A 21,234-nucleotide genomic window follows, 5' to 3' on the forward strand; every position below is an offset into this window, starting at 1 on the left:
GCTGTGCGGTGGTTTATGCAACCACAACGGCCTTTTCGATCACCACATCGTCGCGCGGCACGTCATCATGAAAGCCTTTGCGCGCCGTGGGCACGGCCTTGATGGCGTCTACCACGTCCTGGCCGCTGACCACCTTGCCAAATACGGCGTAGCCCCAGCCTTGTGCGCTGGGAGCTTGGAAGTTGAGAAAGTCGTTGTTCACCACGTTGATGAAAAACTGCGCCGTGGCCGAATGCGGATCGCTGGTGCGGGCCATGGCGACGGTGTACTGATCGTTTTTCAGGCCGTTGTCGGCTTCGTTGCTGATGGGGTCCTGGGTGGGCTTTTGCTTCATGTCGGGGGTAAAGCCGCCGCCTTGGATCATGAAGTTTTTGATCACGCGGTGAAACACGGTGCCGTCGTAATGACCGTTTTGCACGTAGCTGAGAAAGTTGGCCACGCTTTTTGGGGCCTTGGCTTCGTCCAGCTCCAGCGTGATGACGCCGCGGTCTTTGATGTGCAGTTCTACTTTGGGGTTGCTCATGTTCAGTGAATGGGTGTTGTGGTTGGTTGGGTTGTGAGTGGCTGTTTTTCAGTGCGTGCGTCAGACGACGGTTGCCAGGTGGCGCTTACATGATTCTGGCCGATTCGATCACCACCATTTTTTGTGGCACATCGGTAGGGAACGGCCCGCCTTTGCCGGTGGGGGTGTTGCGAATTTTTTCGACCGTGTCCATGCCGCTGACGACTTTGCCGAACACGGTGTAGCCCATCAGTTGCGGGTGGTTTTCCACCTGCTTGCGGGGAATGTCCTTGTAGTTGCGGCCCTGGTAATCAAAGGTTACAGGGTCGCCGTCGGGCAGCGCCAGGGGGTCGAGCCGGGCGTTGTCGACCACGTTGATGAAAAATTGCGAGGTCGCCGAATGCGGATCGCTGGTGCGCGCCATGGACACCGTGCCGACGGTGTTTTTCAGGCCCTTGGCGGCGGCTTTGCGGCCTTCGTGGATGACCGAGGGACGAGTGTCTTTTTCTTTGTATGACTTGTCGTAGCCGCCGCCTTGCACCATGAAGTCTTTAATGACGCGGTGAAAGATGGTGCCGTCGTAGTGTTTGTCTTTCACGTACTGCAAAAAGTTTTCGACCGTCTTGGGGGCTTTATCGGGGTAGACCTCGATCACGAATTCGCCTTCGCTGGTGACGAATTTCACACGCGGATCGGCCGCGTGCGCGGGCAGGGCAGTGCCCAAAGCGGCGGCAGCGCCCAGACTGAGGGCCAGACGGGCCAGGGTTCGGCGATGAAGGGGCATATGGTCAATCACTCCTGAATAAAACAATCAATAAAAAATTTAGTGTGTGGCGGTTGCAGCAGAGTTCCTGGGCGGGCCAGGCGTGCGTCTGGGCTGACGTGACAAATTCAGGGACGAGACTGCGGCGCAGGGGCTGATGCCGGTGATGCCGCAGACGTTGGCGTAGATGGCGGTGTCGTGGGTGATGTCGACAAAGATGCCGTGGATGTTGCTGTGGCGTTGCGCAAAGCGTTGATTTTGGCCGCCAGACGGTGGTTTTTGGCGTCCAGCTTTTGCGCATGCTCAAAGGCTTGCAGGGCCAGGCGAGTTTGCACGTCGCCCAGGTTTTCCAGCGCGGTGGCGTAGTTCGGATGAATGCGCAGGGCTTCTTGCAGCTCTTGCCGGGCCTGATTGAGCTGACCACGGGCGGCGTGCAGCACGGCCAGATTGTTCCAGGGCTCGGCCAGCTCGGGGGTGTCGCGGGTCAGCTGCGTCAACAAGGCTTCGGCCTCGTCGGTGCGCTGCTGGCTGCTGAGCAGGTTGGCCTTGATGAAGCGCATTTGCGGATCGCCCGGATGCGCGGCGATGTACTGATCGGCACGCGCCAAGGCTTCGCTGGTTTTACCGGCGGTTTGCAGTTGTTGCACTTCGGCATAGTCGTCGGCCCATGCGGGTGCCCACACAGACAGGCTGGCGATCAGACAGGCAGCAGGAATCAGGTGGCGGCGAATGCAGGGGGCCAGCACGAAGAAGGGGTTCATCAACAGTCCATCAAGCCGAAAGACGCGCGCGCTGGGTTCATGTGCAAGGATATGCCAGCGGGGTGTCAGCAGGATGCCGACGAGGTGCCCTCAGGCGGGGCGCGTCATATACTGCGGGCCATTGTAGCCAAGCGGTTTGGGCCTCACAGAAGGGGCCATCAAAGCGGGTTGGCCGCTTGACCAGCAGCCTTGGACGGGTGTTTTTGTCTCATGGCCCAATCTGTCTCAATCATGCAGACAGACCGCTGCCTGATGAATGCGAACTTTGCTTTTTCATGACCTTGCGCATCTACAACACGCTGGCGCGTGCTCTGGTTGATTTTTCGCCCATCGAACCTGACCACGTGCGCATGTACGTGTGCGGCATCACGGTGTACGACCTGTGCCACATTGGCCATGCCAGGTCGGCCGTGGCTTTTGATGTGGCGCAGCGCTGGATGCAGGCCAGCGGCTACAAGGTCACCTTTGTGCGCAACATCACCGACATCGAGGACAAGATCATCCGCCGTGCGCTGGACAATGGCGAAACCATCCGCCAGTTGACTGACCGCATGATTGCCGAGATGTACCGCGACTTCGACGCCTTGGGCGTGCAACGCCCCACACACGATCCACGTGCCACTGACTACGTGCCGCAAATGCTGGACATCGTGGGCAAACTGCAAGCCAAGGGGCTGGCCTACCAGGCCAGCAACGGCGACGTGAATTACGCGGTGCGCCAGTTCGCAGGCTACGGCAAGCTGTCGGGCAAATCGCTGGACGAATTGCAAGCCGGTGAGCGCGTGGCGGTGGCCGCAGGCAAGGGCGATCCGCTCGATTTTGTGCTGTGGAAATCCGCCAAACCCACCGAACCTGAAGGTGCCAAGTGGGACAGTGCCTGGGGGCTGGGCCGCCCCGGCTGGCACATCGAATGCTCGGCCATGAGCTGCGCGCTGCTGGGCGATACCTTTGACATCCACGGCGGCGGGGCCGACTTGCAGTTTCCGCACCACGAAAACGAAATCGCCCAGAGCGAAGGGGCCAACGGCGTGCCGCTGGCCAAGGTGTGGATGCACAACGGCTTTGTCAATATCGACAACGAAAAGATGTCCAAGTCGCTGGGCAACTTCTTCACCATTCGCGAGGTGCTGCAAAAGTTTGACGCCGAGACGGTGCGTTTCTTTTTACTGCGCACCCACTACCGCAGCCCGCTGAATTACAGCGACGTTCATTTGCAGGATGCGCGGTCGGCGCTCAAACGTCTGTACACCGCTTTGGATGCGGTGGATGCGGTGGATGCGGTGATCGACTGGGGCAACCCCTTTGCGGCGCGCTTGAAGGCGGCGATGGACGAGGACTTTGGCACGCCCGAAGCGGTGGCCGTACTGTTCGATCTGGCCAGTGAGGTCAATCGCAGCCGTCGGCCGGAAGATGCGGGGCTGTTGCGCGCGTTGGGCGGTGTGCTGGGTGTGTTGCAAGGCGATCCGCAAACCTTTTTGCGGGCGGGCAACACGCTGGATGAAGCAGCGATTGCCGCACAGATCGAAGCCCGCGCTGTCGCCAAATCAACCAAAAACTTTGCCGAAGCCGACCGCATTCGCGCCGAACTGCTGGCCGCAGGCATCGTGCTGAAAGATTCACCGCAAGGCACCACCTGGGAGGCAGCGCAGTGATTCCCATTGCAAGCTTTTCCAGGCTTGGGCGCTGGTAAATATGGCGATGACAGCTATGAAAAAACAAGCCAACGAGAGCATCACGCCCGATTACTGGCCGCAGGCGTGCGCCCATCTGGCCAGACGTGATCGCGTGATGAAGCGCTTGATTCCACGCTTTGGCGATGCCCGGCTGGAGTCGCGCGGCGATGCGTTCGTGACCCTGGCGCGTGCCATCGTGGGGCAGCAAATTTCGGTCAAGGCGGCGCAGTCGGTGTGGAACAAATTCGAGGTGCTGCCCCGGCGCATGACGGCGGCCAGCGTGCTCAAACTGAAAGTGGACGACATGCGCGCAGCAGGGCTGTCGGTGCGCAAGGTGGAATACCTGGTCGATCTGGCGCTGCACTTCGACAGCGGGCGCATTCATGTGAAACAGTGGGAGTCGATGGACGATGAAGCCATCATTGCCGAGCTGGTGGCCATTCGTGGCATTGGCCGCTGGACGGCGGAGATGTTTCTCATGTTCCACCTGCTGCGCCCTGATGTGCTGCCGCTGGACGATGTGGGGCTGATCAATGGCATCAGCACCAACTATTTTTCGGGCGAGCCGGTCAGTCGCAGCGAAGCGCGCGAAGTGGCCGAAGGCTGGGCACCGTGGCGCAGCGTGGCCACCTGGTACATGTGGCGATCGCTGGAGCCTGCGCCGGTGGTGTATTAGGGTGCCCTCTGGGCGGCTGACGCCGCTTCCCCCTCTTGCTGCGCGAGGGGGTACCACTGGTGATCGGACAAACTCCGGCCACGGTGGTCGCTGGATTGGAACGCGGACTGCGGCGTGAAATTGGGGCAGATGCTTCCGGTAACATCAGCGGATATTTGGCATCCAAGGAGCCTATGTTGGCCAAACGGACATTTCTTGATTTTGAGCAGCCCATTGCCGAGCTTGAAAACAAGATCGAAGAACTGCGCTATGTGCAAACTGAAAGCGCGGTTGATATTTCTGAAGAAATCAACCAGCTGGACAAAAAAAGCCAGCAGCTCACCAAAGACATTTATTCCGACCTGACGCCGTGGCAAATCACCAAAATTGCGCGGCACCCGGAGCGTCCCTACACGCTGGATTACATCCGCGAGTGCGTCTCCGATTTTGTCGAGCTGCACGGCGACCGTCACTTTGCCGATGACCAGAGCATCGTGGCAGGTTTGGCGCGTTTTAACGGCAACGCCTGCATGGTGATTGGCCACCAAAAAGGCCGCGACACCAAGGAGCGCACCTTGCGCAACTTTGGCATGACCCGGCCCGAGGGCTACCGCAAGGCGCTGCGGCTGATGAAAACGGCAGAAAAGTTCAGGCTGCCGGTGTTCACTTTTGTGGACACGCCGGGCGCGTACCCTGGCATCGACGCCGAAGAGCGTGGCCAGTCAGAGGCCATTGGCCGCAACATCTACGAGATGGCGCAGCTCGAAGTGCCCATCATCAGCACCATCATTGGTGAAGGCGGCTCGGGCGGTGCGCTAGCCATTGCGGTGGCTGACCAGGTGGTGATGTTGCAGTATTCGATTTACTCGGTCATCAGCCCCGAGGGCTGCGCATCCATCTTGTGGAAGACCAGCGACAAGGCGCAGGAAGCCGCCGAGGCGCTGGGCATCACCGCCCACCGACTGAAGGCGTTGGGCGTGGTGGACAAAATCGTCAACGAACCTGTGGGCGGCGGCCACCGCGATCCGCGCCAGATGGCGGCTTTTTTGAAGCGCGCGCTGGGCGATGCCTGGCGTCAGGTGGCTGATCTGAAGGTCAAGGAGTTGCTCGATCGTCGCTACGAACGGCTGCAAAGCTACGGGCGGTTTAACGACACGAAAGAAAGAGCATCCCCCTGAGCGACTGACGCCGCTTGCCCCTTCTCTCGCTGTGCGGGAGGCGGCTGCTGCTGGTGGCCGGTGCAAGCCCGGCACGGCATTCGCTGATCTGGCCTGCTCTGCAGCCTTCTGATATGGGGTGCGACTTCAGTGGCTTACAGGGCGCACGCGCGTATTCACCTTGTTTTTCAGCGCGGCCATCAAATCAGGCGGCAGGAACTTGAAGGCCAGTTGCAGCAGCAGGTAGGCGATCAGGCCGTCGTCCAGCCAGCCCAGCACGGGAATCAGGTCAGACACCAGATCCACCGGGCTGACCACGTACAGCACCGCCAGCACCGTCACCAGCTTGGCCGACCAGGGCGCACGGGCGTCGCGCAGCACGGCCCAGGCCAGCAGCAATTCTTTGCGAAACAGGGCAAAGATTCGACCAAGCTTCCACATGGGGGCACCTCCTTCAAAAACTGGTGTGCAGCCACTGCGCCGCACCAACGCCTTTTATAACGTGGGGGCAGGGCGGGGGATGACAAGCGCGCAGGCATTGGCGGACATGGCATCCCGCACATGATCTGCCCGCGCTGGCCCGCCTGTGTGCCAACAGATCACGCTACGATGCGGTCAACATGGGTTTGCTGCCGCCATCATCGCCTTCATTGTCGCCATTGCCGACCAACGCGCCCGATCCTGCGCAGGCCCCGGCCTTGATGGATGCAGCCATGGCCGCGTTTGCCGCCCAGGCTCCTGCTTTGCCTCTGGCCGTGGCTTTGAGCGGTGGGGCCGATTCCACAGCGCTGCTGCTGGCGTGCGTCGAGCGCTGGCCGCAGCAAGTGGTGGCCTGGCATGTGCATCACGGTTTGCAAACTGCCGCCGATGACTTTGAGCGGCATTGCACCGATTTGTGCGCCCGTCTGAGCGTGCCTTTGCAGGTGCGCCGGGTGGATGCACGGCACGGCCCAGGCGAAAGCCCGGAAGCCGTGGCACGCCGTCATCGTTATGCATGCTTTGATGATCTGGCGGAATCAGGACAAGCGAAACAAGCCATCAAAACAGTGGTTTTGGCGCAGCATGCCGATGATCAGGCCGAAACGGTGCTGCTGGCCCTGTCGCGCGGGGCGGGCTTGCCCGGCCTGGCCGCCATGCCGGCGCGTTGGCAGCGCGGCGCGGTCAGTTACTGGCGGCCACTGCTCACGGTGCCCGGGCCTGCCATTCGCGCCTGGCTGCAAGCGCGGGGTGAAAAGTGGGTGGAAGACCCCAGCAATCAGGATCTGCGCTACACGCGCAACCGTATTCGTGCGTGTCTGTTGCCTGCGCTGGCTGAAGCGTTTCCGCAGTTTCGCGCGACCTTTGGCCGCAGCGCGGCGCACGCGGCGCAGGCGCACGACATCTTGAACGAGGTGGCCGCGGACGATCTGGGGCGCTGCGGCGTGCCGCCGCATATCAGCGCTTTGCAGGCGTTCACACCCGCTCGGCAAGCCAATGTGCTGCGTCACTGGCTGATAGCGCACCACGGGCAAGTACCCAGCAGCGCGCAATTGACCGCACTGCAAGTGCAGATCACCGCCTGCACCACGCGCGGGCACCGCATCCGGCTGAAAGTCGGCACCGGCTGGGTGGTGCGGCAAGGGAGTGTGCTGGCATGGATAGCGGCATCCGGTGACTAAAATACCGGGTTTTCCACAGTGCTGGAGCAGTACTGTGGTGTTTTGTTTTTCTTTTGACATGCCATGGCATTGATCGTCCACAAATACGGCGGCACGTCGATGGGCTCGACCGAGCGCATCGCCCAAGTCGCCAAACGCGTCGCCAAATGGGCGCGCGCAGGCCACCAGATGGTGGTGGTGCCCAGCGCCATGAGCGGCGAAACCAACCGCCTGCTTGGCCTGGCCAAGGAACTGGCACCTACCAAGCCGGGCACCAGCTACCTGCGCGAGCTGGACATGCTGGCCGCCACGGGCGAGCAAGCCTCGTCGGCGCTGCTGGCCATGGCCTTGCAGGCCGAGAACATGCCCGCCGTCAGCTACGCAGGCTGGCAGGTGCCCATCAAAACCAGCAACGCTTACACCAAGGCGCGCATCGACAGCATCGACGACCAGCGCGTGCGCGCCGATCTGACGGCGGGCCGGGTGGTCATCATCACCGGCTTTCAGGGCATTGACGCGGGCGGCAACATCACCACCTTGGGTCGAGGCGGCTCGGACACGTCTGCGGTGGCGGTGGCAGCGGCCCTCAAGGCCGACGAATGCCTGATCTTTACCGACGTGGACGGCGTGTACACCACCGACCCGCGCATCGTCCCCGAAGCGCGCCGCTTGCACACCGTCAGCTTTGAAGAAATGCTGGAAATGGCCAGCCTGGGCAGCAAGGTGCTGCAAATTCGCAGCGTGGAATTTGCAGGCAAATACAAGGTGCCCATGCGCGTGCTCTCCAGCTTCACGCCCTGGGACATCGACATCACCGAAGAAGCCCGCTCCGGCACCCTGATCACTTTCGAGGAAGACGACCAAATGGAACAAGCTGTTGTTTCCGGCATTGCCTTTAACCGCGACGAGGCCAAGATTTCTGTGCTGGGCGTGCCCGACAAGCCTGGCATTGCCTTTCAGATTCTGGGCGCTGTGGCCGACGCCAACATTGAGGTCGATGTCATCATTCAAAACCTCTCCAAGGACGGCAAGACCGACTTCAGCTTTACCGTGCACCGCAACGACTACGCGCGCGCGACCGATCTGCTCAAAGACAAGGTGGTGCCCGAGCTGGGTGCAACCAACGTGGTGGGCGATGACAAGATCTGCAAGGTCAGCATCGTGGGCATCGGCATGCGCAGCCACGTCGGTGTGGCCAGCAAAATGTTTCGCGTGCTGAGCGAGGAGGGCATCAACATCCAGATGATCTCCACCAGCGAAATCAAAACCTCGGTCGTCATCGACGAGAAATACATGGAGCTGGCCGTGCGTGCGCTGCACCGCGCGTTTGACCTCGATGCGTCGGCCACTGCCAAGGCTTGACCCCGAGGCGTGACAGGTTCACCGGGTTCGTGCATGAGCGCTTTTGATCCCCATTGCTCGGTGCCCATCGCGCTGGGCGAACGCAGTTACGCCATCCGCATCGGCAACCGGTTGCTGGCCGATGCGGCGGCCTACCAGGCAGTACCCAGCGGCGGGCAGGCGCTGATCGTTACCAACACCACCGTCGCGCCGCTGTACGCCGACAAGTTGGCGGGTGCGCTGCAATCGCGTCACGCCAGCGTGCAGACGCTGGTGCTGCCCGATGGCGAGAAGTACAAAACCTGGGAAACGCTGAACCTGATCTTTGACCAGTTGCTGGGCCAGGGTGCTGACCGTAAAACCACGCTCTACGCCCTAGGCGGCGGGGTGGTGGGCGACATGACCGGCTTTGCCGCCGCCTGCTATATGCGGGGCGTGCCTTTCGTGCAGGTGCCGACCACGCTGCTGGCGCAGGTGGATTCGTCGGTGGGCGGCAAAACCGCCATCAACCACCCGCTGGGCAAGAACATGATTGGCGCGTTCTATCAGCCGCTGGCGGTGGTGTGCGATCTGGATGCGCTGCGCACTCTGCCTGCGCGCGAGCTGTCGGCCGGGCTGGCCGAGGTCATCAAATATGGGCCGATTGCCGACATGGCCTTTTTTGCATGGCTGGAAGCGCACGTGGACGCCCTGCGCGCCTGCGATACCAAGGCGCTGGCCCATGCGGTGCAGCGCAGTTGCGAGATCAAGGCCGAGGTGGTGGGTCAGGACGAGCGCGAAGCTGGCCTGCGCGCCATCCTCAACTTTGGCCACACCTTTGGCCACGCCATCGAAGCGGGCATGGGCTACGGCACTTGGCTGCACGGCGAAGGCGTCGGTGCGGGCATGGTGATGGCCGCAGAGCTGTCGCACGCATTGGGTCTGGTGGATGCGGCTTTTGTGCAGCGCCTGAGGCGTCTTATTGAGCGCGCTGGCTTGCCCACGCGCGGCGCGGTGATCGACTCGGCCGACAATGCCGGGCGTTACCTGCAACTGATGCGGGTGGACAAAAAAGCCGAAGGCGGCGAGATTCGCTTTGTCGTCATCGATGGGCCAGGCCGCGCCGTGGTGCGCCGCGCGCCCGATGAGCTTGTGCGGCAGGTGATTGAAAAGTGCTGTGTGTGAAGCAACAGTGCACCGCCTGAGCCGCCGTCCCCCTCTTGCTGTGCGAGGGGGACAACGCTGATGCCGGGACGCAGGTCCGGGCATGGCCTGCTCCGCAGCCAGCCAATCTTTGAAGTTGGGGCGGTGATGCGCGTTGTTTGATATTGTTTTGATAGGTGCTTGCGCTTTTGGGCAACGCGCTGAAACCTGATTTGATGCATAAAACCGGTGGATTGGCCCCCTATGCCAGCAACCCCGCCCAGTCGCGTGGCCGCTGCTACGCCACTGTGCCCGCGCCCACGCGCAACGAATTTCAGCGCGATCGCGATCGCATCGTTCATTCCACCGCCTTTCGCCGCTTGGTTTACAAAACCCAGGTATTTCTCAATCACGAAGGCGATTTGTTCCGCACCCGGCTGACGCATTCGCTGGAGGTGGCACAACTGGCGCGCTCGATGGCGCGCTCGCTGGGCCTGCACGAAGACCTGACCGAAGCCATTGCCCTGGCGCACGATCTGGGCCACACGCCGTTTGGCCATGCTGGGCAAGATGCGCTGGGCGAATGCATGGCCGGGCACGGCGGTTTTGAGCACAACCTGCAAAGCTTGCGTGTGGTGGACGCGCTGGAACACCGCTACCCCGATCACGACGGCCTGAACCTGACATTTGAAACGCGCGAGGGCATTCTCAAGCACTGCGCACCGGTCAACGCCCGCTTGCTCGAAGCGGCTGAGCCGGGTGGCGTGGCATGCCGCTTTATCGACGGCACGCAGCCCAGTCTGGAAGCGCAACTGGCCAATCTGGCCGACGAGATTGCCTATAACGCGCACGACATTGACGACGGTGTGCGCTCGGGCCTGCTCACGCTGGAACAAGTCGCGCAGGTGCCGCTGTTTGCGCGCTTTCAGGCCGAAGCACTGGCTGGGCATCCGTCGCTGGCCGGGCGACGGCTGCTGTACGAAACCATTCGCCGCATGCTGTCGGCCCAGGTGTACGACGTCATCGCGGCCACTCAGCAGGCGCTGGACGCCGCTACGCCTGTCAGCGCCGACGCCGCGCGCCGCGCCGCACCGCTGGTGCGCTTTGGGGCCGAGATGCGGGCGCAACTGGTGCAGCTCAAACGTTTTTTGCTGGCCAACCTGTACCGCCACCCGCAGGTGCTGCACAACACCCGCCAGGGCCAGCAGGCGGTGCGCGAATTGTTTGCAGCCTATCTGGCGCGGCCCAGCGAGTTGCGCCCCAGCTTTGTCCGCCGCCCCGACCGCGAGCGCGCCGTGGCCGACTACATCGCGGGCATGACCGACCGCTTTGCCCTGCGCGAGCATGAACGGCTGACCGGGCAGCGCCTGCTGGCATGAGCGCTGCCGCGCCAGCGCAGGAGCGCGCCTTTGTCGTCATCCTGCTGGCGGGCATCAGCGCCGCGCTGCACGTGGGCAAACTGCCTCCGGCGCTGCCGGTGCTGCAGCAGGAGCTGGGCATCACATGGGTGCAGGCGGGCTTTTTGCTGTCGCTGGTGCAAGGCGCGTCGATGCTGCTTGGGCTGGTGGCTGGGCTGCTGGCTGATGGGCTGGGCTTGCGCCGCTGCATGATGGCGGGGCTGGTGTTGCTGGCTGTTGCCGGTGCGGCCGGTGGTTTGGTGCACAGTGCTGCCGCCTTGCTGGTGCTGCGGGGGCTGGAAGGGGTGGGTTTTTTGCTGGTGACGGTGCCCGCGCCGTCCCTGGTGCGTCGCACGGCGCTGGCGGCGCAGGCCACGCGACGGCTGGGCGTATGGGGCGCTTTCATGCCAGTGGGCACAGCGACTGCGTTGTTACTGGGGCCGTTGGTCATCGCGGTGCTGGGCTGGCCTGCCTGGTGGTGGTTGGCAGCCGGTTTTTCTGCCGCCATGACGTATGCCGTGGCGCGCATGGTGCCTGCGGATGTGCCGTTTGTGGAGGTGTCACCTGCGGCGGCAGGGCATGGCGCGCAGCCCCAAGCCGCGCCTTGGCCGCAGCGGCTGGCCACCACGCTAAGCGCCAGCGGGCCGTGGCTGCTGGCGCTGGCGTTTGCGGTGTATTCGGCGCAGTGGCTGGCGGTGATTGGCTTTTTACCTTCGCTGTACCAACAATCGGGCTGGGGTGGTGCGCTGGGCGCGGTGCTGACGGCATTGGTGGCGGGCATCAACATGGTGGGCAACGTGGGTGCAGGCAGGTTGCTGCAACGCGGCGTGCCGCCGCAATGGCTGCTGTGGATGGGTTATGCGGCCATGGCGTTGGGGACTTTCCTGGCTTTTTCTGCGGTAACGGCAGACAGCCCGGTGTGGCGTTACGGCGGGGCGCTGTTGTTTTCGGCGCTGGGCGGGTTGATTCCGGGTACTTTGTTTGCACAAGCGCCGCGCCTGGCTCCCAGCGAGCAAACCATTGCCACCACCGTAGGCTGGATGCAGCAGTGGTCGGGCATTGGCCAGTTTGCCGGGCCGCCGCTGGTGGCCTGGGTGGCTGCGCAGGCCGAGGGCTGGCAGTGGAGCTGGATGGTGACCGGCACCTGCTGCGTGGCCGGGGCGGTGCTGGCCGGATTAATGGCGCGCCACTTGCGCGCAGACCCCGTTGGTGGCCACCAGTGATTGTGGTGTGATTGCAGTGCGAGTGCGGTGTAATTGCGGTATGACCAAGTTGAACGCTGCTGACCTGCACGCTACCGCCATGGCCGACACCCGCCGCTGGCTGGAGCGCGCGGTGATCGGCCTGAACCTGTGCCCGTTTGCCAAGGCTCCGCACGTCAAAGGGCAAGTCCACTACGCCGTGAGCGATGCCACGGATGAGGTGGCGCTGCTGGTCGATCTGCGCACCGAGTTGCAGGCGCTGGCTCAGGCCGATGCGGCCCAGCGTGAAACCACGCTGCTGATCGCCCCCAGGCTGTGGCCCGATTTTCTGGACATGCATTTCTTTTTACCCCAGGCGGACGCTGAACTGGCCGCGCTGGACTTGCAAGGCGTGCTGCAAATTGCGCCGTTTCACCCGCGCTTTCAGTTTGCCGGCACGGATGAGGGCGACATCAGCAACGCCACCAACCGAGCGCCGTATCCCACGCTGCACCTGATTCGCGAAGCCAGTATCGACCGCGCCGTGGCTGCTTTCCCTGAGGCAGAGATGATTTATGAGGCCAACATCGCCACGCTGGAAAAACTGGGTGAACAAGGTTGGCAGGCGCTGGATGTGGGGCCATCGGATGTTTGTTACAAGCAGGGCGCTGAGTAGATAGAATGGGTGAAAACCCTGTAAAGCCGCAGCTTGGACTGGCGGCTTGTTTGTTGTGCCAGTGACTGCATCACCTTCATCATCATCCACACCGGCAAGTGATTTGCTGGTGGCTTTGCGCGACGTGACGTTCGGCTACGGCGAACGTCCGGTGCTGGACGGGCTGTCGCTGGTAGTGCCCAAGGGGAAGGTCACGGCATTAATGGGCGCATCCGGTGGCGGCAAGACCACGGTGCTGCGGCTGATTGGCGGGCAATGCCGCGCGCAGTCGGGGCAGGTGCTGCTGTCTGGGCAGGACGTGGGGGCTATGTCCCAGGCGCAGTTGTATGCCGCGCGCAGGCGCATGGGCATGCTGTTCCAGTTTGGGGCGCTGTTCACCGATTTGTCGGTGTTCGAGAACGTGGCTTTCCCCTTGCGCGAGCACACCCGGCTGCCGCCAGCGCTGATTCGCGACATTGTGCTGATGAAGCTCGATGCGGTGGGTTTGCGCGGCGCGCGTGATTTGATGCCATCTGAAATTTCAGGCGGTATGGCGCGCCGGGTGGCCCTGGCGCGCGCGATTGCGCTGGACCCTGAACTGGTGATGTACGACGAGCCGTTTGCCGGGCTTGACCCGATTTCGCTGGGCACGGCGGCGTCGCTGATCCGTCAGTTGAACGACGCACTGGGCGTGACCAGTATTTTGGTGTCGCACGACGTGCACGAGACACTGACCATTGCCGATCATGTGGTGATTCTGGCGCATGGCAAGGTGGCGATGGCGGGCACGCCCGCCGAGGTGCGCGCCTGCACCGACCCGCTGGTGCAGCAGTTCATTGGCATGGCGGTGGAAGGGCCGGTGCGTTTTCACTACCCTGGCCCGTCGGTCGAGCAGGATTTTGGCGTGGGAGCGCGGTCATGAGCTGGTGGCGTCCGTCAGACGTGGGCCATGCCGTGCGCACCGGGCTGGCTGATATTGGTTATGCCGCGCGGTTTTTCGTGCAACTGGTGCGCCTGTTCGGGCCGACGTTCCGGCGCTTTGCGCTGGTGCGCGACCAGATTCATTTTTTGGGCAACTATTCGCTGGCGGTGATTGCGGTGTCGGGCCTGTTTGTGGGCTTTGTGCTGGGCTTGCAGGGGTTCAACATTCTGGACCGGTACGGCTCGTCGGCGGCAGTGGGCATGATGGTGGCACTGTCGCTGCTGCGCGAGCTGGGGCCGGTGATTACGGCGCTGCTGTACGCGGGCCGCGCGGGCACGTCGTTGACGGCTGAAATTGGCTTGATGAAAGCGGGCGAGCAGTTATCGGCCATGGAAATGATGGCGATCGACCCAGTGCAGCGTGTGGTGGCCCCGCGCTTTTGGGCCGGGGTGATCACGGTGCCGTTGCTGACGGCGGTGTTCAGCGCCGTGGGTGTACTGGGGGGCTGGATTGTGGCGGTGCCGCTGATTGGCGTCGATCCTGGCGCGTTCTGGAGCCAGATGCAGTCCAGCGTGGACTGGTGGGCCGATTTGGGCAATGGCGTCATCAAAAGCGTGGTGTTTGGCGTGGCGGTGACGTTTGTGGCGCTGTTGCAAGGCTATCGGGCCAAGCCCACAGCGGATGGGGTGGCCAAGGCCACCACGCGCACGGTGGTGGTGGCTTCGCTGATGGTGCTGGGGCTGGACTTTTTGCTCACGGCATTGATGTTCGCCAGTTAAGGCGAAGGAGAAAACGCGTATGGGACGATCCAAAAACGACGTCTGGGTAGGGCTGTTTGTGATGCTGGGCGTGGCGGCACTGGCATTTTTGGCCTTGCAGTCGGCCAATTTGCTGTCGCTGAATTTTCAGAACACTTACCGGATTACGGCCAACTTCGACAATATTGGAGGCTTAAAGCCCAAAGCAGCCGTGCGCAGCGCGGGTGTGGTGGTGGGCCGTGTGGCGGACATTGGCTTTGACGAAGAGCGCTTTCAGGCCAAGATTGCCATCGATATGGAGACGCGCTACCAGTTTCCCAAAGACAGTAGTCTGAAAGTGCTGACCAGTGGTTTGCTGGGCGACCAGTACATCGGTATAGAGCCGGGGGCCGAAGACGAAAACTGGGCTGCCGGTGATAATGTGAGCCGTACGCAGTCAGCGGTGGTGCTGGAAAACCTGATCAGCCAGTTTTTGTTCAACACCGCCGCCAGTGATCCGGGCAGCAAGTAAGGGCTATGGCGAAATCAAAATGCCAGACAAAAAAACCAGTCAAGTGCTGGTGAAAAAAGAATATTTATGAAGTTTTTATCCATCATTTCATGGCGCCGGGCGGCGGTGACTCTGGGTGCTGTGGCACTGGCGGCGCTGACGGGATGCGCCACGGTGCAATCGCCCGATCCGCGTGATCCGTGGGAGTCGGTCAACCGGACGGTGTTCGAGTTCAACGACGGCGTGGACAAGGTGGTGCTCAAGCCTGTGGCCACGGTCTATCAGGATGTGGTGCCTAGCATGGTGCGCACTGGCGTGGGCAACTTTTTTGGCAACATGGCCGATGCGTGGTCGCTGGTCAACAATGTATTGCAGGCCAAGCCAGAGGCGGCGCTCAGCTCGTTCTGGCGTGTCGCCATCAACACCACCATGGGCCTGGGCGGCGTGCTGGATCCGGCCAGCGAGATGCGGCTGGAAAAGCAGCGCGAAGATTTTGGTCAGACCCTGGGTTACTGGGGCGTGCCCGCGGGGCCTTACGTGGTGCTGCCGTTTCTGGGGTCGTTCACGTTGCGTGATGCAGCGGCTTTGCCGGTGGATTGGTATGGCTACCCTTTGAGCCAGATGAATGACAAAGGCTGGATGTACGGGCTAACCGCTTTGGGCATCGTGGATGTGCGGGCGCGCTTTCTGGAGGCGGGTGACTTGCTGGACGCGGCCGCGCTCGACCCCTACACCTTGCGGCGCGAAGCGCATTTGCAGCGGCGTGTGCACCGGGTAGATGACGACAGTTCGGCGACGCCAGAAGAGCGCTACGACCTGGATCCACCGCCGACGGCCCCTTTTGCACCGGGCAGTTCCAGGCGCGAGCCGTAACGTAACGCAGACGTAACGCAGCAAGTGGCTGGCTGGCATTTTCACGGCGTGTGCCGTGCCCAGTGCTACGCACAGTTACACCTGCCAAGTCACACCCGCAACACAATGACCCGCAAGTTGCCGCCTGCTGCGGGAACCTGCGGGCCTTGGCAAAATCTATAACGCTTCAGATGGAATGTCTCCATCAGGGAATGAATACTTATGAGTCAGTTGAATCGTCGCACGTTTGTTTCTACCGTCGTGTCCAGCGTATTTGCTATGGGGGCATTGGGCATGTCTGCGCCCGGATGGGCCGCCGATGAAGCGCCGGATGCGCTGATCCAGCGCCTGTCCAACGAGGTGTTACAAACCGCCCGTACCGATCAGCAGGTGCAAGGCGGCGACATTCAGCACATGATGACGTTGGTGGACGCCAAAATCATGCCGTATGTGAATTTCACGCGCATGACCGCCGCCACCACCGGCCCGGCATGGCGGCGTGCCACGGCGGATCAACGTCAACAATTGCAACAAGAGTTCAAAACGCTGCTGGTGCGCACCTATGCAGGCGCGCTCCGGCGGGCGTCTGATCAGACCATTGAGGTACGCCCCATGCGCGGCGGTGCTGGTGACAAAGAGGTGCTGGTGCGCACACTGGTCAAAGGCCGGGGTGATCCGGTGCAGATCGACTACCGCATGGAAAAAACCAGTGGCCAGAGTGCAGGCTGGAAGATTTACGACATGAACGTGATGGGCGTGTGGCTGGTCGACACTTATCGTCCCCAGTTTGCCCAGCAAATCAATGCCTCGGGCATCGATGGGCTGATCAAGCTGCTGGAAGAACGCAACAAGGCCAATGCGGCCTGATGCGCTGACCTGAGGCCGAGCAAAGCTCCCTATGCTGGTGTTGCCTGCCGAGCTGACCCACCCACAGGCCGAAACCTGCCTGAACATGCTGCTGCAAGCGGCGCAGGCAGAAAAAACACCCGACATGCTGGTGGATGCCACGGCGCTGGCCCGGTTTGATTCGTCTGCGCTGGCCGTGCTGTTGGCGCTGCGACGCGAAAGCCTGCTGGATCGCAAAAGCTTTGCAGTGCGCGGCGTGCCAGCGCGCTTGCAAGATCTTGCCAAGCTGTACGGCATCGCCGATTTGCTGCACGCGCCCGAGATGGTAGGGCTGGCGGTAGATCAGGCGGCCGAAGTCAGCGCCTGAGTCCACCCTCCAGCCTGCGCCGGTCAGCACGCGGGCGGACAGAAAAGTAAAATAAGCGGCTTCATGCCCGCGATCTCTTTTCAGTCGGTGTCCAAGGTCTATCCGGCCTCTGGCAAACCCGGCTCCCAACCCTTCAAAGCCCTGGACGATGTCAATTTCGACATTCAGGCCGGTGAATTTTTTGGTTTGCTCGGCCCCAACGGTGCGGGTAAAACCACGCTAATTTCCATTCTGGCGGGGCTGGCGCGTGCCAGTTCGGGCCACGTCAAGGTGTACGGCCACGATGTGCAAACTGACTATGTGCAGGCGCGCCGTCATTTAGGTATCGTGCCGCAAGAGCTGGTGTTTGACCCGTTTTTCACGGTGCGCGAAGCCTTGGTGTTTCAGTCCGGTTACTTTGGGCTGCGCCACAACGACGCCTGGATTGATGAGCTGCTGACCGGTCTGGGCCTGGCCGACAAGGCACAAGCCAACATGCGCATGCTGTCCGGCGGCATGAAGCGCCGCGTGCTGGTGGCGCAGGCGCTGGTGCACAAGCCGCCGGTGATCGTGCTGGACGAACCCACCGCCGGGGTGGATGTGGAATTGCGCCAGACGCTGTGGCAGTTTGTGGCCGACCTCAACCGCAAGGGCCACACCGTGCTGCTGACCACGCATTACCTGGAAGAGGCCGAGGCGCTGTGCGACCGCATTGCCATGCTCAAGCGCGGGCGCGTGATTGCGCTGGAAAACACCAGCACGCTGCTCAATTCTGCGTCGTCCAGCGTGCTGCATTTCAAGACCGACCAGGCTCTGCCGCCTGCACTGGCCACGCTGGCGCGCGTGACGGGGCGCATTGTTGAATTGCCCGCCGACAGCCCGCAAGACATTGAAAGCCATCTGGCCGCGCTGCGCCAGGCCGGTGTGCAGGCCGAAAATGTCGAGATTCGCAAGGCCGACTTGGAAGACGTGTTCATTGCGCTGATGAACGCGCCATCGGCATCGAATTTCGGCACGCTGGAGGAAGCGGCATGAGCACGGCACCTTCATCTGCCACATCTTCACCACCATCGGTGACGCCGTTGCCGCCGCTGTCGCCGCGCTTGCAAGCGCCACAAGCGCCGGACGACGGCTGGAAGATGCTGCTGAAAAAAGAGGTGCTGCGCTTTTGGCGCGTGGCGCTGCAAACCATTGCCGCGCCAGTGCTGACTTCGGTGCTGTACCTGATGATTTTTGGTCACGTGCTCAGCGAGCGCGTGCAGGTTTACCCCGGCGTCACCTACGTGGCTTTTCTGGTGCCCGGTCTGGTGATGATGAGCGTGCTGCAAAACGCTTTTGCCAACAGCGCCTCCAGCCTGGTGCAAAGCAAGATCATGGGCAACCTGGTGTTCACGCTGCTCACGCCGTTGTCGGCCTGGCACTGGTTTGTGGCCTATGTCGGTGCAGCGGTGCTGCGTGGCCTGCTGGTGGGCGTGGGGGTGTACGTGGTGACGCTGTTGTATGCACCACCGCAAGCGGCTGCGCCGCTGTGGGTGGCGGTGTTTGCGCTGCTGGGCGCGGGCATGATGGCCGTGCTGGGCCTGCTGGCCGGACTGTGGGCCGACAAGTTTGACCAGATGGCGGTGTTTCAGAACTTCATCATCATGCCCGCCACGTTTTTGGCGGGGGTGTTTTATTCCATCCATTCGCTGCCCGCCGTGTGGCAAACCTTAAGCCATCTGAACCCGTTTTTTTACATGATCGACGGCTTTCGCTATGGCTTTTTTGGCGTCAGCGATGTCTCGCCCTGGCTCAGTCTGGCCGTAGCCGGTGGTTCTTTGCTGGCCGTGACGGGCTTGACGCTGCGCCTGTTGCACACCGGCTACAAGCTGCGCTATTGATTTTTGATGTGATTGTTTTATGACTGCTGAACAGATTCAAGCCCTGATTGCTGCGGGCCTGCCGTGCGAACACCTGACGGTGGAGGGCGATGGCCGCCACTGGTTTGCCACCATCGTCTCGCCCGAGTTCGAGGGCAAGCGCCTCATTGCGCGCCACCAGCGCGTGTACGCCACGCTGGGCGATCACCTGAAGACCGACGCCGTGCACGCCTTGTCGATGAAAACCTTCACGCCCGCTGAATGGGCTGCGGCCAGCTCTCAATAACTATCGATTTGATAGCGTATTGAGTAGATGGTTGTAACGTAAAAGCCGTTTTTAATTGTAAAACTGAGTTATGGACAAATTGCTGATCCGTGGTGGCCGTTCCTTGAACGGCGAGGTGTTGATCTCAGGAGCCAAGAACGCCGCGCTGCCCGAGATGTGCGCCACGCTGCTGACCGATGAGCAAGTCAGGCTCATCAACGTGCCGCGCCTGCAAGATGTGCGCACCATGCGCCGTCTGCTGGACCACATGGGCGTGCAGACCGAAACGCATGGTGAGCGCGGAGGTATCAGCTTTCACGCGGCCGATCCCATCACACCAGAAGCGCCTTATGAGCTGGTCAAGACCATGCGCGCTTCGGTGCTGGCGCTGGGGCCGTTACTGGCGCGCTTTGGCCGTGCCAGGGTGTCGCTGCCCGGCGGCTGCGCCATTGGCTCGCGTCCGGTCGATCAACACATCAAGGGCTTGCAGGCCATGGGGGCCGACATCGTGGTCGAGCATGGTTACATGGTGGCCAGCCTGCCTGAAGGGCAAACACGTCTGAAGGGCGCGCGCATCAGCACCGACATGGTCACCGTGACCGGCACCGAAAACTTTCTCATGGCCGCCTGCCTGGCCGAGGGCGAGACGGTGCTGGAAAACGCCGCGCAAGAACCCGAGATCGTGGATCTGGCCGAGATGCTCATCAAAATGGGCGCGCGCATTGAAGGGCAGGGCACCAGCCGCATTCGCATTCAGGGTGTGGAGCGCCTGCACGGCTGCACGCATCATGTGGTGGCTGATCGCATCGAGGCAGGCACTTTTTTATGCGCTGTGGCCGCCACTGGCGGCGACGTGGTGTTGCAACACGCCCGCGCCGATCATCTGGATGCGGTGATTGAAAAACTGACCGAAGCGGGCGTGCAGATTCAATCCGTGGACACGTCCGCTGCCGACGACGTTTGCGCCTTGCGCGTGCGCAGCGCCGGGGCGGCCGCGCTTGCGGCGCAAAGCTTTCGCACCACCGAATACCCTGGTTTTCCTACCGACATGCAGGCGCAGTTCATGGCGCTGAACTGCGTGGCCCAAGGCACCAGCATGGTGACCGAAACCATTTTTGAAAATCGCTTCATGCACGTCAACGAGCTGGTGCGTCTGGGCGCTGGCATCCACGTCGATGGCCGCAACGCCATGATCGACGGTGCGGCCAGGCTGTCGGGGGCCACCGTCATGGCCACCGATTTGCGCGCTTCGGCCAGCCTGGTCATTGCGGCCCTGGTGGCTGAAGGTGAAACGCTGGTCGACCGCATCTACCACCTTGATCGTGGTTACGACCAGATGGAAGAAAAACTGCGCGGCGTAGGGGCGGATATCGAGAGGATTTCGACATGATTACTCTGGCCCTGTCCAAAGGCCGCATCTTCGATGAAACCCTGCCGCTGTTGGCCGCTGCGGGTATCGAGGTGCTGGAAGACCCCGAAAAATCGCGCAAGCTGATATTGCCCACCAACCAGCCCGATGTGCGCGTGGTGCTGGTGCGCGCCTCTGACGTGCCCACCTATGTGGAATACGGCGGGGCCGATCTGGGCGTGACGGGTAAGGACGTGCTGATCGAGCACGGTGCGAATCAGGATGGCTCCTTTGGAAGCGTGGGTCTGTACCAGCCGCTGGACTTGCAAATCGCCAAATGCCACATGGCCGTGGCCGTACCCGCCGGGTTTGACTACCCCAGCGCCGTGCGGCAAGGCTCGCGCATCACCGTGGCCACCAAATACACCGCCATGGCACGCCAGTTTTTTGCTGAAAAAGGCGTGCACGTTGATTTGATCAAACTCTACGGCAGCATGGAGCTGGCTCCGCTCACTGGTTTGGCCGACGCCATTGTCGATCTGGTCAGCACCGGCAAGACGCTCAAGGCCAATCACCTGCTTGAGGTGGAACACATCATGGACATCAGCTCGCACCTGGTGGTCAATCAGGCCGCGTTGAAATTGAAAACTGCGCCGATTCGCCGCATCATCGACACCTTTGCTGCCGCCATTACAACGGTTTGA

The 21,234-nt window shown here is 61.9% G+C and carries 24 protein-coding genes; 20 read left to right on the top strand and 4 right to left on the bottom strand.

Translation table 11 applies throughout. From position 1 onward, the window contains the following. Positions 1-13: 13 nt before the first annotated feature. The 3 genes from ACK5NW_RS05485 to ACK5NW_RS05495 all read right to left on the bottom strand — a co-directional run bounded on the left by ACK5NW_RS05485 (position 14) and on the right by ACK5NW_RS05495 (position 2,026). The gene (locus ACK5NW_RS05485; protein WP_416925863.1) at positions 14-523 is read right to left on the bottom strand and encodes a peptidylprolyl isomerase; all 510 of its coding nucleotides are present in this window, start codon (positions 521-523) and stop codon (positions 14-16) included. 85 nt (positions 524-608) lie between these two features. Further along, entirely contained in the window at positions 609-1,286 is a 678-nt protein-coding gene (locus tag ACK5NW_RS05490; RefSeq protein WP_416925865.1) for a peptidylprolyl isomerase, read from the bottom strand. 107 nt (positions 1,287-1,393) lie between these two features. Further along, the gene (locus ACK5NW_RS05495; RefSeq protein ID WP_416925867.1) at positions 1,394-2,026 is read right to left on the bottom strand and encodes a tetratricopeptide repeat protein; all 633 of its coding nucleotides are present in this window, start codon (positions 2,024-2,026) and stop codon (positions 1,394-1,396) included. A 275-nt stretch (positions 2,027-2,301) separates the two neighbouring features. Between ACK5NW_RS05495 and cysS the strand changes: the two genes are divergently transcribed. From cysS to ACK5NW_RS05510, 3 genes are all read left to right on the top strand, one after another. Beyond that, positions 2,302-3,678: a cysteine--tRNA ligase gene (gene cysS / locus ACK5NW_RS05500; protein ID WP_416925869.1), complete on the top strand. Its 1,377-nt coding sequence runs from the start codon at positions 2,302-2,304 to the stop codon at positions 3,676-3,678. Between the two features lie 46 nt (positions 3,679-3,724). Next, positions 3,725-4,375 (top strand): DNA-3-methyladenine glycosylase family protein, encoded by a 651-nt coding sequence (locus ACK5NW_RS05505; protein ID WP_416925871.1) that lies wholly within the window; start codon positions 3,725-3,727, stop codon positions 4,373-4,375. A 176-nt stretch (positions 4,376-4,551) separates the two neighbouring features. Continuing rightward, positions 4,552-5,532, top strand: a complete 981-nt coding sequence (locus ACK5NW_RS05510) for an acetyl-CoA carboxylase carboxyltransferase subunit alpha (RefSeq protein WP_416925973.1) — start codon at positions 4,552-4,554, stop codon at positions 5,530-5,532. A 126-nt stretch (positions 5,533-5,658) separates the two neighbouring features. On the opposite strand, the gene ACK5NW_RS05515 is transcribed toward ACK5NW_RS05510, so the two are convergent. Continuing rightward, positions 5,659-5,952: a YkvA family protein gene (locus ACK5NW_RS05515; RefSeq protein ID WP_416925873.1), complete on the bottom strand. Its 294-nt coding sequence runs from the start codon at positions 5,950-5,952 to the stop codon at positions 5,659-5,661. A gap of 272 nt (positions 5,953-6,224) precedes the next feature. On the opposite strand from ACK5NW_RS05515, the gene tilS reads away from it, so the two are divergent. From tilS to hisG, 17 genes are all read left to right on the top strand, one after another. Next, positions 6,225-7,169: a tRNA lysidine(34) synthetase TilS gene (tilS, locus tag ACK5NW_RS05520; protein WP_416925875.1), complete on the top strand. Its 945-nt coding sequence runs from the start codon at positions 6,225-6,227 to the stop codon at positions 7,167-7,169. Positions 7,170-7,232: 63 nt separating this feature from the next. Next, positions 7,233-8,510 carry an aspartate kinase gene (locus tag ACK5NW_RS05525; RefSeq protein WP_416925877.1) on the top strand — a complete coding sequence of 426 codons (1,278 nt, stop codon included), beginning with the start codon at positions 7,233-7,235 and terminating at the stop codon, positions 8,508-8,510. Positions 8,511-8,543: 33 nt separating this feature from the next. Then, positions 8,544-9,653, top strand: coding sequence for a 3-dehydroquinate synthase (gene aroB, locus ACK5NW_RS05530; protein WP_416925879.1), 1,110 nt, complete (start codon positions 8,544-8,546; stop codon positions 9,651-9,653). Positions 9,654-9,847: 194 nt separating this feature from the next. Continuing rightward, positions 9,848-10,990, top strand: coding sequence for a deoxyguanosinetriphosphate triphosphohydrolase (locus tag ACK5NW_RS05535; RefSeq protein WP_416925881.1), 1,143 nt, complete (start codon positions 9,848-9,850; stop codon positions 10,988-10,990). Further along, on the top strand, positions 10,987-12,231 hold the full coding sequence (locus tag ACK5NW_RS05540; RefSeq protein ID WP_416925883.1) for a CynX/NimT family MFS transporter: 1,245 nt from the start codon (positions 10,987-10,989) through the stop codon (positions 12,229-12,231). Before ACK5NW_RS05535 ends, ACK5NW_RS05540 begins: the two co-directional genes overlap by 4 nt. Before the next feature lie 40 nt (positions 12,232-12,271). After that, entirely contained in the window at positions 12,272-12,865 is a 594-nt protein-coding gene (locus tag ACK5NW_RS05545; RefSeq protein WP_416925885.1) for a DUF1415 domain-containing protein, read from the top strand. A 55-nt stretch (positions 12,866-12,920) separates the two neighbouring features. Then, complete coding sequence (locus ACK5NW_RS05550) at positions 12,921-13,766, top strand: ABC transporter ATP-binding protein (protein WP_416925975.1); 846 nt, start codon at positions 12,921-12,923, stop codon at positions 13,764-13,766. Next, the gene (mlaE, locus tag ACK5NW_RS05555; RefSeq protein ID WP_416925887.1) at positions 13,763-14,545 is read left to right on the top strand and encodes a lipid asymmetry maintenance ABC transporter permease subunit MlaE; all 783 of its coding nucleotides are present in this window, start codon (positions 13,763-13,765) and stop codon (positions 14,543-14,545) included. The genes ACK5NW_RS05550 and mlaE overlap by 4 nt, the downstream gene beginning before the upstream one ends. 19 nt (positions 14,546-14,564) lie before the next feature. Further along, positions 14,565-15,035 (top strand): outer membrane lipid asymmetry maintenance protein MlaD, encoded by a 471-nt coding sequence (mlaD, locus tag ACK5NW_RS05560; protein WP_416925889.1) that lies wholly within the window; start codon positions 14,565-14,567, stop codon positions 15,033-15,035. Between the two features lie 66 nt (positions 15,036-15,101). Then, positions 15,102-15,887: a VacJ family lipoprotein gene (locus ACK5NW_RS05565; RefSeq protein ID WP_416925891.1), complete on the top strand. Its 786-nt coding sequence runs from the start codon at positions 15,102-15,104 to the stop codon at positions 15,885-15,887. A gap of 201 nt (positions 15,888-16,088) precedes the next feature. Continuing rightward, a complete protein-coding gene (locus ACK5NW_RS05570; protein WP_416925893.1) occupies positions 16,089-16,733 on the top strand; it encodes an MlaC/ttg2D family ABC transporter substrate-binding protein in 645 nt (214 codons plus the stop codon). A 31-nt stretch (positions 16,734-16,764) separates the two neighbouring features. After that, entirely contained in the window at positions 16,765-17,079 is a 315-nt protein-coding gene (locus ACK5NW_RS05575) for an STAS domain-containing protein (protein ID WP_416925895.1), read from the top strand. Positions 17,080-17,142: 63 nt separating this feature from the next. After that, positions 17,143-18,093: an ABC transporter ATP-binding protein gene (locus tag ACK5NW_RS05580; RefSeq protein ID WP_416925897.1), complete on the top strand. Its 951-nt coding sequence runs from the start codon at positions 17,143-17,145 to the stop codon at positions 18,091-18,093. 104 nt (positions 18,094-18,197) lie between these two features. Beyond that, positions 18,198-18,938, top strand: a complete 741-nt coding sequence (locus ACK5NW_RS05585) for an ABC transporter permease (RefSeq protein WP_416925977.1) — start codon at positions 18,198-18,200, stop codon at positions 18,936-18,938. Positions 18,939-18,957: 19 nt separating this feature from the next. Next, positions 18,958-19,203, top strand: coding sequence for a BolA family protein (locus tag ACK5NW_RS05590; protein ID WP_416925899.1), 246 nt, complete (start codon positions 18,958-18,960; stop codon positions 19,201-19,203). Positions 19,204-19,273: 70 nt separating this feature from the next. Beyond that, positions 19,274-20,572 carry a UDP-N-acetylglucosamine 1-carboxyvinyltransferase gene (murA, locus tag ACK5NW_RS05595; protein ID WP_416925901.1) on the top strand — a complete coding sequence of 433 codons (1,299 nt, stop codon included), beginning with the start codon at positions 19,274-19,276 and terminating at the stop codon, positions 20,570-20,572. Continuing rightward, positions 20,569-21,234: an ATP phosphoribosyltransferase gene (gene hisG, locus ACK5NW_RS05600; RefSeq protein WP_416925903.1), complete on the top strand. Its 666-nt coding sequence runs from the start codon at positions 20,569-20,571 to the stop codon at positions 21,232-21,234. Before murA ends, hisG begins: the two co-directional genes overlap by 4 nt.

Origin of the sequence: Ottowia sp. (assembly GCF_047975795.1) — a bacterium.
Taxonomy (GTDB): Bacteria; Pseudomonadota; Gammaproteobacteria; order Burkholderiales; family Burkholderiaceae_C; genus Ottowia.

Excerpts from the sequence above, each read along its gene's own strand:
- ACK5NW_RS05515 (WP_416925873.1), bottom strand. The coding sequence starts at position 5,952 with ATGTGGAAGCTTGGTCGAATCTTTGCCCTGTTTCGCAAAGAATTGCTG.
- hisG (WP_416925903.1), top strand. The coding sequence starts at position 20,569 with ATGATTACTCTGGCCCTGTCCAAAGGCCGCATCTTCGATGAAACCCTG.
- ACK5NW_RS05535 (WP_416925881.1), top strand. The coding sequence starts at position 9,848 with ATGCATAAAACCGGTGGATTGGCCCCCTATGCCAGCAACCCCGCCCAG.
- ACK5NW_RS05580 (WP_416925897.1), top strand. The coding sequence starts at position 17,143 with ATGCCCGCGATCTCTTTTCAGTCGGTGTCCAAGGTCTATCCGGCCTCT.
- mlaE (WP_416925887.1), top strand. The coding sequence starts at position 13,763 with ATGAGCTGGTGGCGTCCGTCAGACGTGGGCCATGCCGTGCGCACCGGG.
- ACK5NW_RS05485 (WP_416925863.1), bottom strand. The coding sequence starts at position 523 with ATGAGCAACCCCAAAGTAGAACTGCACATCAAAGACCGCGGCGTCATC.
- tilS (WP_416925875.1), top strand. The coding sequence starts at position 6,225 with ATGGCCGCGTTTGCCGCCCAGGCTCCTGCTTTGCCTCTGGCCGTGGCT.
- ACK5NW_RS05545 (WP_416925885.1), top strand. The coding sequence starts at position 12,272 with ATGACCAAGTTGAACGCTGCTGACCTGCACGCTACCGCCATGGCCGAC.
- aroB (WP_416925879.1), top strand. The coding sequence starts at position 8,544 with ATGAGCGCTTTTGATCCCCATTGCTCGGTGCCCATCGCGCTGGGCGAA.
- ACK5NW_RS05490 (WP_416925865.1), bottom strand. The coding sequence starts at position 1,286 with ATGCCCCTTCATCGCCGAACCCTGGCCCGTCTGGCCCTCAGTCTGGGC.
- ACK5NW_RS05570 (WP_416925893.1), top strand. The coding sequence starts at position 16,089 with ATGAGTCAGTTGAATCGTCGCACGTTTGTTTCTACCGTCGTGTCCAGC.
- ACK5NW_RS05525 (WP_416925877.1), top strand. The coding sequence starts at position 7,233 with ATGGCATTGATCGTCCACAAATACGGCGGCACGTCGATGGGCTCGACC.
- cysS (WP_416925869.1), top strand. The coding sequence starts at position 2,302 with ATGACCTTGCGCATCTACAACACGCTGGCGCGTGCTCTGGTTGATTTT.
- murA (WP_416925901.1), top strand. The coding sequence starts at position 19,274 with ATGGACAAATTGCTGATCCGTGGTGGCCGTTCCTTGAACGGCGAGGTG.
- ACK5NW_RS05585 (WP_416925977.1), top strand. The coding sequence starts at position 18,198 with ATGCTGCTGAAAAAAGAGGTGCTGCGCTTTTGGCGCGTGGCGCTGCAA.
- ACK5NW_RS05505 (WP_416925871.1), top strand. The coding sequence starts at position 3,725 with ATGACAGCTATGAAAAAACAAGCCAACGAGAGCATCACGCCCGATTAC.
- ACK5NW_RS05575 (WP_416925895.1), top strand. The coding sequence starts at position 16,765 with ATGCTGGTGTTGCCTGCCGAGCTGACCCACCCACAGGCCGAAACCTGC.
- mlaD (WP_416925889.1), top strand. The coding sequence starts at position 14,565 with ATGGGACGATCCAAAAACGACGTCTGGGTAGGGCTGTTTGTGATGCTG.
- ACK5NW_RS05495 (WP_416925867.1), bottom strand. The coding sequence starts at position 2,026 with ATGAACCCCTTCTTCGTGCTGGCCCCCTGCATTCGCCGCCACCTGATT.
- ACK5NW_RS05540 (WP_416925883.1), top strand. The coding sequence starts at position 10,987 with ATGAGCGCTGCCGCGCCAGCGCAGGAGCGCGCCTTTGTCGTCATCCTG.
- ACK5NW_RS05565 (WP_416925891.1), top strand. The coding sequence starts at position 15,102 with ATGAAGTTTTTATCCATCATTTCATGGCGCCGGGCGGCGGTGACTCTG.
- ACK5NW_RS05590 (WP_416925899.1), top strand. The coding sequence starts at position 18,958 with ATGACTGCTGAACAGATTCAAGCCCTGATTGCTGCGGGCCTGCCGTGC.